Here is a 14810-nt window from a genome sequence, read left to right on the forward strand (position 1 = left end):
ATTTGGTCATGGCGTGCGGGGCGTTGTGCGCCACCGACGGGGTGGTTTTTATTCTTTCTGGCGGGGGGGGGCCCGCCCCCCCGGGCGCGCGCCGGCGGGGGGGGCGCACCCCACAGCGCGTGCGTACCTGACGCGCCACCGATGAGGAGGACCCTCGCGATGGCATCACCCCGCACGTCCCGCAGACCCGTCACGGCGGCCCTGACCGCGGCCCTCGCGGCCACCGTGGGCACGGTCGTCATCACCACCGCGGCGCTGCCCGCCCAAGCGGCGCCCCGCCCGTCCGCGCCCGCCGGGCAGGGCACGGTGGTGGGCGCCGAGCGCCCCGACGCCGTCAAGGACAGCTACATCGTCACGCTCCGCCCGGGCACCAGCCCCCGTTCCGCCGCCGGCACCGCACTGGTGGCCCGGTACGGGGGCACGGTGCAGCGGGTCTACACCGCGGCCCTGAGCGGCTACGCGCTCACGCTGCCGGCCGACGCCGCCCGCAGGCTCGCGGCCGACCCGGCGGTGGAGCAGGTCGTCCAGGACAGCACCGTCCACGCGGACGCCACCCAGTACAACCCGCCCTCCTGGGGCCTGGACCGCATCGACCAGGCCAAGCTGCCGCTCGACCAGAAGTACACGTACCCGGACAGCGCGGGCGCCGGGGCCACCGTCTACGTGGTGGACACCGGCGTACGGATCAGCCACCGCGACTTCGGCGGCCGGGCGGTCAACGGATACGACCTGGTGGACGACGACGCCGTGGCCGAGGACGGCAACGGGCACGGCACCCACGTGGCGTCCACCGTCGCCGGCGTGGTGGCCGGGGTGGCCAAGAAGGCCAAGGTGGTCGCGGTGCGCGTGCTCGACGCGAACGGCTCGGGCTCCACCTCGGGCGTCATCGCGGGCATCGACTGGGTCACCAAGCACCACAGCGGCCCCTCGGTGGCCAACCTGTCGCTGGGCGGCGGGGCCAACACCGCCCTGGACACGGCCGTCCGCAACTCCATCAAGAGCGGCGTGACCTACGCGGTGGCCGCCGGCAACTCCGCCTCGCCCGCGCAGAACTACTCCCCCGCCCGGGTCGCCGAGGCGCTCACCGTGGGTTCGGTCGACGAGAAGGACAACCAGTCCAGCTCCTCCAACTACGGCTCAGCCGTTGACCTCTTCGCGCCGGGCGTGCGCATCACCGGCGCCTGGCACACCGACGACGGCGCGACCAACACCATCTCCGGCACCTCGATGGCCGCCCCGCACGTCGCCGGCGCCGCGGCCATCTACGCCGGCCTGCACCCGAGCGCCAACGCGGGACAGGTCAGCAAGGCCGTGCTGGACGGAGCGACCAAGGACGTGGTGCACAACCCGGGGCCGGGGACGCCGAACCGGCTGCTCCGCGTCATCTCCTAGGCGCCTCCCCGCCCGTCCGCGCGCGCGTCCCGGCGGGCGCCGGTGCAGGCCGACTCGATCGGCCTGCACCGGCCGGGCACGGCCGTGGCCAGCGGCGGAACGACACCGCGCCGCCGCGCACCACGGCCACTCGAAAGGATGAACCGTCCCCCCGCGACACGGCGCCACGCGGGCGCTTCGACCGCCTTGACGGGCATTCAGGAAGTGCGCACCATGAGGGCCCGACATCCGGCGATTTGGGGGGCCACCTCGCCCATGCACAGACCCACGGACGAGCACGCACCGGAGCCCGCGCCAGAGCCCGCCCAGGAGTGCGCCGCCCCGCCGGGCCCGACCCCCTCGGCGTCCGGCGTCCGCGCGCGGGCCCGTACGAGCGTCCGCCTCTCGCTCGGTGGCGGGACCGCGCTGGGCATCGCCGGCGTGGGTGCCGTCCTCACCTTCGTGGACCTCTCGCCGCCGCTGCGCGCCCCCTTCACCCTCTTCTTCCTCGTCGTGGCGCCCGCCGCCGCCATCGGCTCCGCGCTGCACGGCGTCGACCCGCTCAGCCGCCCCGTACTGGCGGTCCCCGGCGCGCTGGCGCTCGACCTGCTGGTGGCGCAGGCGCTGCTCGCGCTCCACGTGTGGTCGGCGCGCGCCGGCGTCGTCACGGTGGGCGTCCTGAGCCTGGCGCTCCATGTCTTCACCTGCGTACGCCGCACGCAGCGCGAGCCGGCCGAGGGCCGCGCCTGAGGAGGGCCCGGTCTGCTGCTCCGGCGGTGGCGAGGGCGAGGGCGCCGGTAGGGGCCCCGGTGGCGGAGCGGGCCCAAGACCCCGCACCCCGGCCCACCGGCCATCCGCGTTACCGGAAGTTGACGGCGGCCTTGACCCGGCCGGTGCGGGCGCGGCATCGCACCGGGGCGTCGAACGCGGGGGCCGCGCCGGCCCGTTCGCTGGCGGCACGTTCCTGCCGGTTCGACTTCCGGCGGGTACCGGACCTGGTCCGTTACCGTGCCGCACGGCCGGCCGGTGGCCGCGGCTGTCAACGGCGCCCGGCGATCGCGGCATGATCCAACATCTGGGTATGGGCGGATAGTTCAACTATTCTCGTTCTTCGCCGGGTGCGTGCCCGGTGCAGCGGGCCGGTGGTCCCACCGGGTCGCGGCAGAGCCACTCGGTCCCAGGCCAGCCCTGGTGACCGCCCTGGGGGGAATCCCGATCATGAACGATGCAACCCAGCACCAACCGAGCGGCGTCGGCACCGAAAACATCCGGTACGTGCACACGCTCGGACCGCACGGCACCAACCTGGAGACCGCGGCCCACGAGTGGCTGCGGCGGCGCGAGATCGACGGCAAGGTCGAACTGCACGCCTCGCTGGAGGCCGCGCTCGACGTGGTGCCCGACGACGGCGCGCACGCCCTGGCCGCCTGCGCGGTCTACCCGGCCCTGCACACCCTGACGTTCGGGAACCTGCACCGGTTACACATGGTCGACAGCTTCATCATGCCGACCCACAACATGGTCCTGGCCAGCTCGGGAACGGCCGCGCCGCGTACCGTATCCACCCACCCGGCCCCGGTCGGCCTGGTCCCCACGGGCGCCGAGCACCGGATCGTGCTGAGCAACGCCCAGGCGGCCATCGACTGCGCCGCGGGCACCACCGAGGGCTGCATCACCACCAGCGTCGCCGCCCGCGCGCACGAGCTGCGCGTCGTACGGGACTTCGGTCCGGTCCCGATGGTCTTCACCATCCACCAAGTGCTGCGCCTGGAGGCGGCGGTGGGGCAGCACGCGACCACGGGTGCCCTGATATGACGACGAGCGCTCCCCTCCCCTCGGCGCTGCGCGCCGCCGCGGCCGAGTTCGCCGCCTCCCTCTTCCCCCAGGTCAACGCCTTCCGCGAGCGTCAGGAGCGGGACGGCACGATCGCCGAACCGCGGGCGGCCGACGCGGAGTTGCTCCAGCAGATCCGGGCCGGGGCCACCGCCTGGTACCGCGGCAACGGCCGCGCGCACCAGGCCGACGCGCTCGATGCGGACGTGGCCGACTGGCTCGCCGCCGGCCTGGACAGCGCCCCGCACTTCGCGCGCTCCCGGGACGCGCTGCACGCGCCGGCCGACGGGGCGCCGGTGTTCTTCCTGGCCCCGGTGCAGACCACCAACAGCGTGCCGCCGGTCGGCAAGCGGCTCGACGCCTTCTTCGCGCTGCGCAAGGAGCCGGCCGCCCTGCCGGAGCTGGCCACCACGCACCCGCACCCGAAGAACAACTGCCAGTCGCTGCTGCTCATCGCGGGCAGCGACGGCTTCGCGCACGGCAACTGCCTGGTGTTCTTCCCGGAGAACGTGGCCGCGCACGACAAGGTCGTCGACCAGGCGTACGCGATGTTCTTCTACAACAAGATGCGCAAGATCCACGAGACGTACGCGCTGCCCGGCGCCGAGGCGGTGCTCACCGCCGACTCCGTGCCGCGGGCCTCGTCCGACCTGGCGCCCGAGGTGTGCTTCGAGGCCCGGGCGATCTGGGGATACCTCCACGACTCCCTGCACTACCAGGGCAGTTGGCCCTTCGACCAGCACATCTCGTTGAAGATGAACTGGTTCGTCGGGCTCCTGGAGGAGACCAAGGTCGACGCGAAGACCGCGCTGGCCTGTGCGGGCGGCGGGGTGCCGTTCGCGCAGGAGCAGATCGCCATGATCCTGCTGGAGCGGATCTTCCGCTATCCGCAGGCCGACGACGCCACCCGCAACTTCGACTCCGGCACCGGCGTCCTCCTCTACTCCTGGCTGCGCGCGCACGACGCGCTGACCGGTTCGCCGGCCGACGGCGGGCTGCTGCGTCTTGACCCGGACCGCACCCTGACCGCGCTGCGCGCCTTCGTCGACCGGGTCGAACTGCTCGAAGAGCAGGTGCGCACCGACGAGGAGTACCGGGTGGCGGCCAAGGCCCTGGTGCGCGAGTACCTGCCGGCGGGCGAGCCGAAGCAGCGCTTCGGCTTCACCGACGACCAGCGGGTGCTGCTGCGGGCCAAGGAGGCGCTGGCCGCGCTGGAGCCGCTGCGCTTCGCGGAAGCGGAGTGGTGAGCGCGCCCGACGCCCCCACCCGCCGACTCGGCGTGCCGGTCCTCGCCACGTCGATGGTGCTGCTGCTGGCCGTCGGCTGGGTGGTGTCCGGGCGACTGGTGCACGACAACCCGCCGCTGGCGGTGGCCGCCGGCCGCACCGTGACCAGCTTCCTGGCGATCTGTGCGATCTGTGCGCTGCGCCCGAGCAGTTGGCCCAAGGTGCGGGTCAGCGCGGGGCGCTGGCGGGCCGTCGGGTCGCTGGCGGTGCTGGGATTCTTCGTCTACTACACCGGCACGCTGCTCGGCGTCGACCGGATCGGGGCCTCCCGGGTGGGCCTGGTGGTCTCGCTGCTGCCGTGCATCACCTTCGCGATCGGCATCGTGGCGTTCCGCGAGCAGACCAGCACCCGCAAGGTGCTCGGCACCCTGCTCGCGGTCGCCGCGGCCTTCGGCTATGCGCTCGACGGCGGGTCGAGCAGCGGCAGCACCAGCACCGGCGCCCTGGTCAGCGGCGTTGCGCTGGCTCTGATGGGCACGTTCACCTATGCCCTGTACGGCTATGTCTACCGGCAGCACATGTCGGACATGCCGCCCATGGTGGCGCTGCTGCCGGTGACCGGGGTCGCCACCGTGCTGCTGGGGCTGGTCGCGGTCCTCTTCGTACCGCTGGGCTCGGTCGGCCTGTTGGACTGGGCCGGGATCACGGTGCTCGGTGCGCTGCTGACCGCGCCCGTGTTCCTCATCTCGCATGAACTGATCGTGCGCAAGGGTCCGTTGTTCACCTCGGCGGTGGCGCTGGTCGTGCCGTTCCTGGTGCGGCTCGGCGAATGGGCGCGGGGCGCGGCGAAGGCCCCGAACCTCGCCTCGGTGCTGTTCCTGCTCCTGTGCTCGGCCGGGGTGTGGATGACGGTCGCGGCCCGTACGTCACCGCCGGCCGCGGAAACTCCCGGCACGGAAACGCCCGGCGCGAAGGCGCCCGGCGCGGAAGCAGCCGCCGCGGAGGCACCCGCCGCGCCCTCCCCATCCCCCTCGCCACCGCCCGCTCCCTCGACCGAATCCGGAAGAAGCACATCGTGACCCCAGCAGGCGCCCCGCGCACCACCGTCGTCCTGGTCTACCAGCGCACCACCCTGCCCTGGGTGTTCGAGAGCGCGCAGCGCGCCGGGATCGATCTCGTACTCGTTCCCCGGCCCGACGAGCGGGTCGATCCCGACCGGCTGCCGCCCGCGGTGGTCGAGCTCCTCCCGCTGGACATCGAGGGCGACCCCGACGGGGCGCTCGCCGCCCTCCGCAAGCGGTACGAGCGGGCCCCGTTCGACGGCCTCACCACCCACTACGACCTGGTCGTGCCGTTCGTCGCGGACGCGGCTGCCGAACTCGGCCTGCCAGGCATCGGCGGCGGTCCGGCGCGCGCGGCCCAGGACAAGCGGCTGATGCGCCAGCGGCTGGCCGCGGCCGGGCTGAACGTGCCCGGCTTCGTCGCCCTGGACGGCCCGGCCGGTTGGGCCGCGGCCACCGCGCTCGACTTCCCCGTGGTGGTCAAGCCGGCCAATGGTTTCAGCAGCATGGGCGTGACCAAGGTGGACTGCGCCGCTGACCTCGGCCCGGTGGTGGAGGCGGTCTGGGAGCTCAGCCGGACGAAGCTGAGCCAGGTGTCCGGACTGATCGTCGAGGAGTACCTGGACGGCCCGGAGCTCGCCGTGGAGTCACTGGTCCACCGCGGTCGGGTACGGGTGCTCGCCATCGGCTACAAGGGCGAACCGACGGGCCCCTACTTCGAGGAGGGCGTCTACCGGGCGCCGGCGCCGCTGTCGGCCGACGTGCAGGAGGCGGTGGTACGCGAGGTGGTGGCCGCGCACGCCGCGCTCGGCGTCGCCGACGGGCCGACCCACACCGAGCTGCGGCTGCGCGGCGGCGTCCGCCCGTACCTGCTGGAGATGGGGGCACGGGTGGGCGGCTCCAGCGTCTCGCACTACATAGCCGCCGGCGTCAGCGGCGTGGACTTCGCCGGCGACGCGCTGCGCATCGCGGCCGGACTCGCGCCCCTGACGCTGCCGGAGACGGCCACTGCGCTGGTGCCGGCGCGGGGCGCGGCGGCCAACTACATCGTGCCGTGCGGGGGCTCGGGGCTGATCACCGCCGTCCACGGGCTGGCCGAGCTGGCAAAGGACCCGCGCGTCGACCACGTCGTGCAGATGCTGCACCCGGGCGACGTGGTGCGGCCTTATCCCGACTTCTCCGGCTATCCGGCGTTCGTCCTCTCCCATCACCCGTCCACCGCGGACGCGGAGGAGTTCCACCGCTCCCTGGAGCACAGCATCCGCATCGACTACGCACCCCAAGGGGCCGCTTCGTGACCCTTCTTCCGCTCCACGACCGCGATGGCGAGATCTGGCTCGACGGGCAGTTCGTCCCCTGGCGCGACGCCCGCCTGCACGTCCTGGCACACGGCCTGCACTACGGCGGTGGCATCTTTGAGGGCGAGCGGGTCTACGACGGGCAGGTCTTCAAACTCACCGAGCACACCGAACGGCTGCACGCATCGGCGCGCGAACTCGGCTTCGAGCTCCCCTACCCGGTGGCCGAGCTGGAGGGGGCGACCCGGGAACTCGTCCGCCGCCAGGGCATCGGCAACGGCTACGTCCGGCCGGTGGCCTGGCGCGGCAGCGAGCACATCAGCGTGGCGGGCGCCGGCGCCTCCGTCCACGTGGCGCTGGCCACCTGGGAGTGGCCGCACGTCTTCTCGGCCGAGGCGAAGGCGGCCGGCATCCGGCTGGGCACCACGCGCTGGCGGCGCCCGGCCCCGGACACCGCCCCGGTGCGGGCGAAGGCGGCGTCGCTGTACAACATCTGCACGCTGGCCCGCGACGAGGCGGACGCGGCCGGCTTCGACGACGCGCTCTTCCTCGACTACCGCGGCTACGTGGCCGAGGCGACCGGGGCCAACCTCTTCCTGGTGGTCGGTGACGTCCTGCACACGCCGACGGCCGACTGCTTCCTGGCCGGCATCACCCGGCGCACGGTGCTCGACCTCGCAGCCGAGCTGGGCATCGAGGTGGTCGAGCGCCACATCGGCCCCGACGAGCTGGGCGACTTCGACGAGTGCTTCCTGACCGGGACGGCGTACGAGGTGCAGCCGGTGCGGGCGATCGACGGGCACCGGTTCACGGTCGGCAAGACCACCACGGCCCTGCTGGAGGCGTACGAGGAGTTGGTGCACGCCCCGGCCGACGCGCGGCCCCCGGCGGGGGCGCGCGGGGGCCCGGCGCGGGGAGCCCAGGGCAGTCCGACGGCTGGGAAGGCCCGGCCGTCGGCGCGTCGGGCGCCGGGAGAACGGCCGCCGGGCGGACCGACGCGGACAGACCGGCACGGACAGATCGCCGCGGGCAGATCGGCATCGGCCGGACCGGTTTCGGACGGACCCGCGCCGGACGCTCCCGCCGTCAGGAGAGCGGAGCGGCCTCCTCCGCCCGATCGTGCCCGGTCACGGGCGTACGCGTACCCCTGCGACCGGTGGCCGTCAGGAGCGCGACGACGCACGCGGCGCCGAGCAGGATGCCGAAGGCGACCGTGAGCGCGGTGGTGTAGCCGTGCACGGTGGCCGCGGTCGGTGTGCGGTGCCCCGGCCGGGCCAGGTAGGACGCGGCTGCGCTGGCCGCCACCGTGTTGAGCAGGGCGGTGCCCAGCGCCGCCCCGAGTTGCTGGGCCGCGTTGTAGGCCGCCGAGGCGGCGCCGATGTCGCGCCACGGCATGTCGGCGGTGGCCAGGCTGGCGGTCGGCGGCATGACACAGCCGAGCCCGAGCCCGGTCAGGACCAGCGCAGGTGTCAAGTACAGCGGCAGGATGTGCGAGCTGTCGGCCGTCAACCAGGTCAGCAGGAACATGCCGGCCGCCGCCGCGAGCAGGCCCGGCAGGATGAGCGCCGCGGGTGGCACGCGGCCGTGCAGCTTGCCGGCGATCAGGGTCGAGCCGAGCAGCGCGGCCACGGCGTTGATGATCAGCGTGAGACCCGCCTCGACCGGTGAGTAGCCGAGAACCGTCTGCGTGTAGTAGCTCATGAACAGGTAGAAGCCGAACATCGCGACGAACAACAGCGTGATCGCGACGAACGCGGCGCCCCGGGCGCGGTGCACGAGCACCCGGAGCGGCAGCAGCGGATGGCTGGCCCGCGATTCGACGACGACGAACGCGGCCACCAGCGCCACCCCGCCGACCAGCGGCGCAAGCACCCTGGCCGAGCCCCACCCGTACGGCTCGGCCTCGTTGAAGCCGTAGACCAGGGCGGCGAACCCGGCCGCGCTGAGCAGGGCCCCCGCGACGTCGAGCCGTCCGCCGTCCCGGGCCGGGCGGTCGAGCGGCACCAGGGCCGTGCCGGCCACCGCGAGCAGCGCCAGCGGCACGTTGATGTACAGGCACCAGCGCCAGCTCACGTACTCCGTCAGCAGCCCGCCCGCGACCAGGCCGAGCGCCGATCCCGCGGCGCCGACCGCGGCGAACACGCCGAAGGCGCGCCCGCGCTCGCGGGCCTCGGTGAAGGTGATCGTCAGCAGGGCGAGCCCGGCCGGCGCGAGCAGCGCGGCGAGCACCCCCTGTAAGGCCCGGGCCCCGAAGAGCATCTCGGGGTTGCCGGCGGCCCCGCCCAGCGCGGACGCGACGGCGAAGCCCAGCAGCCCGATGCGGAACGTGCGGCGGTGCCCCAGCGCGCCGCTGACGCGCCCGCCGATCAGCAGCAGGCCGCCGAAGGCCAGCGCGTAGGCGGTGACGGCCCACTGCCGGCTGGCGTCGGACATGTCGAGCGCGCGCTGCGCCGACGGCAGCGCGATGTTCACGATCGTGCCGTCCAGGACGACGAGGAGCTGCGCCGTACTGACCGCCAGCAGCGTCCACCACCGCCGCCGCCCCGCTGAGACCGGCTCTCCCGGCGTGTCTTCCATGATCCACATACCGCCTAACAATGTATGGGTTTACCGAACAACGTTAGAGACGGCGAACACCGTACTACACTGGCCGGGCCGGTCCGGGTCGTCAGTCGGGCGGCCGGGGGCGTCGGGCGAGAGGGAGGAACACCGTGGGCGGAGCGCGCGGCCAGCGGAGCGGCGACGGCGACGTACGGAGCGTGTGGCTGCGACCGCGCCGCACCAGCCGCGGCGAGCCACCGCTCACCCGCGCGCGCATCGTCGAAGCCGCCGTCGCCCTGCTCGACGAGGAGGGCATCGACCGGCTCACCATGCGCCGGCTCGCGGAACGGCTGACCGTCATGGCCCCGTCCCTGTACTGGCACGTCGACACGAAGGACGACGTCATCGACCTCGCCGTGGACGCGATCTTCGGCGAGGTGGAGCCGGCCACGGACGACTCCGCCGACTGGCGGACGCAGGTGACGACGGTGCTCACCGCGTGGCGGGCCGCGCTGCTCCGACACCCCTGGGCCGCCGCGGTCCCGGCCCGCCGCCGGCCGACCATCGGCCCGCACTTCCTGGCGTGGATGGAGATCCTGCAAGCCACGCTGGTACGGGCCGGCTTCACCGACAAGGACCTGTCGGCCGCGACCTGGGCGCTGTACAACCACGTGATGGGCTCAGCGGCCTCCGAAACCGCACTGCACATCACCGACGAGGAACGCCGGGTCGGCCAGGAACAGTTGCGGGCCAACAGCGACCGCTACCCGACCCTCGCCGAGCGCGGCTACCTGTACGACGACGACTGGGACGGCAGCTTCACCACCGGCCTCGCATTCCTCCTCGACGGCCTCGCATCCCAGTTGAAACGAACCTCCTGAGCCCCGACACGTTGCCCAACGGCTCTGGCACGCCTGGCAGTGGTGGTTGTCCGGTGGGCTTGGCCTTCGGCGGCCGTGGTGTCCGGTGGGCTTGGCGCCCGATGGGCCTGGTGGGCTTGGCGCCCGGCGGGCCTGGTGGGCTTGGTGTCCGGCGGGCCTGGTGGGCTTGGTGTCCGGCGGCCGTGGTGTCCGATGGGCCTGGTGGACCTGCCGTCCGGCGGCCGTGGTGCCCGCCTGACGCTGCCCGGCGTCACGCCCCGTACGCACACCCGCCCGGTGGTGGGTCCGACGCGCTCCCGGCCGCAGCGGTACGAGGCCCCTGGCCCACCAGTACGCGGACGAGGGCTGGACCGCCCCCACGGCCGCCAAACCTCCCACGGCCGAGCAACTTTTAAATCCGTTAAAAACAGCCGGCCCACCGACCAGCCACACCGGAAGCCAGCACGGCCCCGGCGGACGCTCCCCCGCCCCCACCAGCACGCGAACGAGGACCAGACCGCCACCACCACCGCCAAACCCCTCGCGACCGACCAACTTTTAAATCCGTTAAAGCAGCCAGCCCATCAACCAACGCGACCCGCCCGCACGGGAGTGATCCGGCCCCTCAACTCCCCGCACCGCCGGGGGTTCTCAGAGCGGCGCCTCCCACGTCACGGTCGTCCCACCGCGCCCACCACCACCGTGACCGTCCGACGCGACGGCGTCGGTACCGGCATCGATACCGACATCGGCATCGACATCGACAGCGGTATTGGCATCGGTATTGGCATCGGCACCCCCGGCCGCACCCCGCGCCACTCCCGGTCCCGTGTCGGCGCCGACGCCCCCCGCCCCCCATCCGCCGGGGGCGAGGCCGGGGCCGTATCCGCTCGAACCACCCAGTGCCTCCGCACGGCGGGCCAGGTTGCGCAGTCCGCTGCGCCGGCCGCCCTCCGCGATGCCCACGCCGTCGTCGGCGACCGTCAGCCGCACGCCGTCCCGCCCGTCCGGCAGGCGCACCGTCGCGTCCACGACCACCTCGATGCGCGACGCGCGCGCGTGCCGGAACGCGTTGGACAGTGCCTCGCGCAGCGCCGCGATCAGGTTCTTGCCGGTCAGCTCGCCCACCCGCGCGTCCACCGCGCCCACGAAGGTGGCCGACGGCTGGAAGCCCAACGGCACCGCCGCCGTACCGATCTCCCGCAGCACCCGCGTACGCAGCCCGGACGGCGCCTCGGCCGGCCCCTGCTCCAGGGCGAAGATGGCGGTGCGCACCTCCTGAATGGTGGCGTCCAGCTCGTCCACGGCCTTGCCGATCTTGTCCTGCACCAGCGGCAGCTCCGCCTTGCGCTGGGCGCCCTCCAGCATCATCCCGGTCGCGAACAGCCGCTGAATGACCAGGTCGTGCAGGTCACGGGCGATCCGGTCGCGGTCCTCGTACACCGCGAGCCGCTCCCGGTCGCGCTGGGCGTCGGCGAGTACGAGCGCGAGCGCGGCCTGGGCGGCGAACTGGGTGGCGAGCCGGCGTTCGGTGGCCGTGAACGGGCGGGCGCCACGGCTGCGCGGCGTACTGAGGATGCCGAGCACCCGGCTGCCGCTGCGCAGGGGCAGCATCATGCTGGGCCCGAACCGCCCGGAAATCGCCGTCGTCATGCGGGGGTCGGTGGCCGAGTCCTCCACGAAGACCGGTTCGCCGCACATGAGCTGCGGCACGATCGGGGCGTGCGGCTCGACCACCGTGCCCAGCAGCCCTTCGGGTTCGTCCGCGTCCACCGCGACGATCTCCAGGCCGCCGGCGCCGGTCGGCAGCAGCACGATCCCCGCCGTCGAATCCGCCAGCCGCCGTGCCTTCTCGGCGACCACCACGAGCGCGTCCTCGGCGTCGTTCGCGGACAGCAGGGCGGTGGTCACGGCGACCGAGCCGTCGATCCACCACTCCCGCTGCCGGGCCTGCTCGTCCCGTCTGGCGTTGGCGATGGCGAGCGCGGCCTCCACCGCGAGGACCCGTACGAGTTGGAGATCGGTCTCGGTGAACGGGCCGCCACCCTGCTTCTCCGCCAGGTAGAGGGCGCCGAAGTTCTCGTCCTGCGCCCGCAGCGGTACGCCGAGGAAGCTGCGCACCGGCGGCCGGCCCGCGGGAAACCCCGCCACCCGCGGGTCGGTCGTCAGATCGGCGAGCGGTACCGGGTCCGGCTGGACGGCGAGCGCGCTCGGCAGCCCGTGCTCGCGCGCCGCCCCGAGCGGTTCGCTGTCCTCCGCGCCCACGCCGTAGCTGACGAAGTCGGTGAACCTGCCGCTCGCCCCGTCGAGCACGCCGATCGCGGCGTACCGTGCGTCGACCAACTCGGTGGTGGTGCACACCAGTCGGTCGAGCGTGACGCTCAGATCGAGCCCGGCGCCCACCGACCGCATGGCCTCAAGGAGCCGCGGCACGCGGGCGGTCAGCTCCGCCGGCAGCCCCCGCAGGCTGCGGGTGGCGGCGGTGGCGGCCTCCAGCGGGTCGTGCGGGGCCGGCGCGGCCCCGGCCCCGGCCCGGTCAGCAGCGCCGCCGGCCCGGTCAGCAGCACGGCCCGGTTCCTCTGCCGGGCCGGCGGACGCGGCTGGTTCGCTGGGCTGGGGCGGTCCCGTGGTTGCCATGGGGGCGAGCGTAGTTAGCCCTTTTTGTGGGGGAAAGCATCAACTCCGGCCCGCCGCCCCGGCCACCTCCTTGGCCCCGCCGCCCAACTCCCCGGCCGGCTCCCCCGTCCGCTGTCCCAACGACCGATCCGCCTGCTGCTCTGCCGGCTTTCCTGCCCGCTCCCGGCAGCACCCTTGAGCGCATGCGCCACGCGGATGTGACGCCTCATCGGGGCCGCACCCCCGACCCACCATCCCGTCGGTGGCCCGCTCGCGCTCCAGCATGCGGCGGAACGGGCCCGCGGCCCGGGCCAGTTCGGCGTACGCGCCGCGCTGCGCCACCCGGCCCGCCTCCAGCACGATCACCTCGTCCACGGCGTCGAGCCCCGCCAGCCGGTGCGTGATCAGCACGGTCGTACGGCCCTCGGTCGCCACGAGCAGGTCCCGGGTCAGCGCGTCCGCCGTGGGTAGGTCCAGGTGCTCGGCCGGCTCATCGAGTACGAGCACGGGGAAGTCCGCGAGCAGCGCCCTGGCCAGCGCCAACCGCTGACGCTGCCCTCCGGAGAGGCGCGCGCCGTGCTCACCGACCAGCGAGTCCAGGCCGTCCGGCAGACCGTCGGCCCACTCCAGCAGCCGGGCCCCGGCCAGCGCCGCCCGCAACTCGTCCGCGCTGGCGGCCGGCCTGGCCAACCGCAGGTTCTCGCGCAGCGAGCTGTCGAAGAGGTGGGCGTCCTGCGCGCACAGCCCGACCAGGCGCCGCACCGCGTCCCCGGACAGCCCCGCCGCGTCCACCCCGGCCAGCGTGTACGCCCCCGCCTCCGCGTCCAGGAACCGCAGCAGCACCTGGGCGAGCGTCGACTTGCCCGACCCGGACGGCCCCACGACGGCCACCCGCCGCCCGGCCACCAGTTCCATGTCGAACCCGTCGATCGCGGGCCGCCGCTGCCCGGCGTAGCGGGCCGTGAGGTCCCGTACGACCAGTGGGAACGGCTGGTCGGGCGCGGTCGCGGGCAGCGCCGGCTCGCGGACCGGCGACGGGGCGTCCAGCACCTCGTGCACCCGCTCGGCGGCCCGGCGCACCCGCTGCCGGTAGCGCACGGCGCCCGGCAGCCCGGCCACCGTCTCGAACGCGGCGAGCGGGGTGAGGACGACGACCGCGAGCCACAGCCCGTCAAGCCGCCCGTCCGCCACGGCCCGCACTCCCACCCAGGACGTGGCGGCGACCGTGACGCCGCAGCTCAGCGCCGTCAGCCCGGCCCCCAGCGCGCTCGCGCCGGACGCCCGCCGCGCGATCACGGTGAGCAGCCCGTCGGCGCGCCGCACGGCGGCCGGCCGCGCGGGCAGCGCGCCGGCCCCCGTCAACTCGGCCGTGCCGGGCAGCAGGTCCACCACGGTCACGGACAGGGCGCCTCGGGCGGGTGCGAGCTGCTGCTCGGTGCGCCGGGCCCATGCGCTGGTCAGCAGCGGCACCCCGACGCCGGCCGCCAGCAGACCGGCCGCGAGCAGTGCGCCCGCCTCCGGCAACAGCCAGGCCGTGAACCCGACGGACGCGGCGCCCACGAGGACGGCCGAGCCGACCGGCAGCAGCCAGCGCAGGTAGTAGTCCTGGAGCGCGTCCACGTCCGCGACCAGCCGGGACAGCAGGTCGCCGCGCCGGCTCTCCCGCAGCCCGGCGGGTGCGAGCCGTTCCAGCCGCCGGTAGACCGTCACCCGCAGATCGGCCAGTACGCGCAGCGCGGCATCGTGCGAGACCAGCCGCTCCGCGTAGCGGAAGACGGCCCGCCCGATGCCGAAGGTTCGGGTCGCGGTCACCGCCACCATCAGGTACAGCACGGGCGGCTGTTGCGAGGCCCGCGAGATCAGCCAGCCGGAGACGGCCATCAGCCCGACGGCGCTGCCCAGCGCGAGGCTGCCGAGCAGCAGCGCGAGCAGGAACCGGCCCCGCCGCGCCCGGCCCACCGCGCGGACCAGGGCCAGGGCGCCCCGACGGCCGGCTGTGTCTTT

At 74.1% G+C, this 14810-nt stretch carries 10 protein-coding genes and 1 pseudogene; 8 read left to right on the forward strand and 3 right to left on the reverse strand.

The annotated features are described in order from the left end of the window. The first annotated feature begins 159 nt into the window (after window positions 1–159). From AAHZ94_RS35930 to AAHZ94_RS35960, 7 genes and pseudogenes are all read left to right on the forward strand, one after another. Window positions 160–1392 (forward strand): S8 family peptidase, encoded by a 1233-nt coding sequence (locus tag AAHZ94_RS35930; protein WP_349997813.1) that lies wholly within the window; start codon window positions 160–162, stop codon window positions 1390–1392. 255 nt (window positions 1393–1647) lie between these two features. Next, window positions 1648–2121, forward strand: coding sequence for a hypothetical protein (locus AAHZ94_RS35935; RefSeq protein ID WP_349997814.1), 474 nt, complete (start codon window positions 1648–1650; stop codon window positions 2119–2121). A 468-nt stretch (window positions 2122–2589) separates the two neighbouring features. Continuing rightward, window positions 2590–3186, forward strand: coding sequence for a bacilysin biosynthesis protein BacA (locus AAHZ94_RS35940; RefSeq protein ID WP_349997815.1), 597 nt, complete (start codon window positions 2590–2592; stop codon window positions 3184–3186). Then, complete coding sequence (locus tag AAHZ94_RS35945) at window positions 3183–4451, forward strand: DUF6421 family protein (protein ID WP_349997816.1); 1269 nt, start codon at window positions 3183–3185, stop codon at window positions 4449–4451. Before AAHZ94_RS35940 ends, AAHZ94_RS35945 begins: the two co-directional genes overlap by 4 nt. After that, window positions 4448–5509, forward strand: a complete 1062-nt coding sequence (locus tag AAHZ94_RS35950; RefSeq protein ID WP_349997817.1) for a DMT family transporter — start codon at window positions 4448–4450, stop codon at window positions 5507–5509. Before AAHZ94_RS35945 ends, AAHZ94_RS35950 begins: the two co-directional genes overlap by 4 nt. Further along, the gene (locus AAHZ94_RS35955) at window positions 5506–6789 is read left to right on the forward strand and encodes an ATP-grasp domain-containing protein (protein ID WP_349997818.1); all 1284 of its coding nucleotides are present in this window, start codon (window positions 5506–5508) and stop codon (window positions 6787–6789) included. Before AAHZ94_RS35950 ends, AAHZ94_RS35955 begins: the two co-directional genes overlap by 4 nt. Then, window positions 6786–7646, forward strand: a pseudogene (locus AAHZ94_RS35960) (branched-chain amino acid aminotransferase); the annotation flags it as partial. The gene AAHZ94_RS35955 and the pseudogene AAHZ94_RS35960, both read left to right, overlap by 4 nt. 229 nt (window positions 7647–7875) lie before the next feature. On the opposite strand, the gene AAHZ94_RS35965 reads toward AAHZ94_RS35960, so the two are convergent. Continuing rightward, window positions 7876–9375: an MFS transporter gene (locus AAHZ94_RS35965; RefSeq protein ID WP_349997819.1), complete on the reverse strand. Its 1500-nt coding sequence runs from the start codon at window positions 9373–9375 to the stop codon at window positions 7876–7878. A 125-nt stretch (window positions 9376–9500) separates the two neighbouring features. On the opposite strand from AAHZ94_RS35965, the gene AAHZ94_RS35970 reads away from it, so the two are divergent. After that, entirely contained in the window at window positions 9501–10211 is a 711-nt protein-coding gene (locus tag AAHZ94_RS35970) for a TetR/AcrR family transcriptional regulator C-terminal domain-containing protein (RefSeq protein ID WP_349997820.1), read from the forward strand. 630 nt (window positions 10212–10841) lie between these two features. Here AAHZ94_RS35970 and AAHZ94_RS35975 read toward each other — a convergent pair. Together AAHZ94_RS35975 and cydC are read right to left on the reverse strand one after the other, a co-directional pair. After that, complete coding sequence (locus AAHZ94_RS35975; RefSeq protein ID WP_349997822.1) at window positions 10842–12686, reverse strand: sensor histidine kinase; 1845 nt, start codon at window positions 12684–12686, stop codon at window positions 10842–10844. A gap of 180 nt (window positions 12687–12866) precedes the next feature. Then, window positions 12867–14810: thiol reductant ABC exporter subunit CydC (cydC, locus tag AAHZ94_RS35980; RefSeq protein WP_349997821.1), on the reverse strand; the 1944-nt coding region annotated here is incomplete at its 5' end.

Origin of the sequence: Streptomyces sp. HSW2009, assembly GCF_040240285.1 — a bacterium.
In the GTDB taxonomy this organism is placed as follows: domain Bacteria; phylum Actinomycetota; class Actinomycetes; order Streptomycetales; family Streptomycetaceae; genus Streptomyces.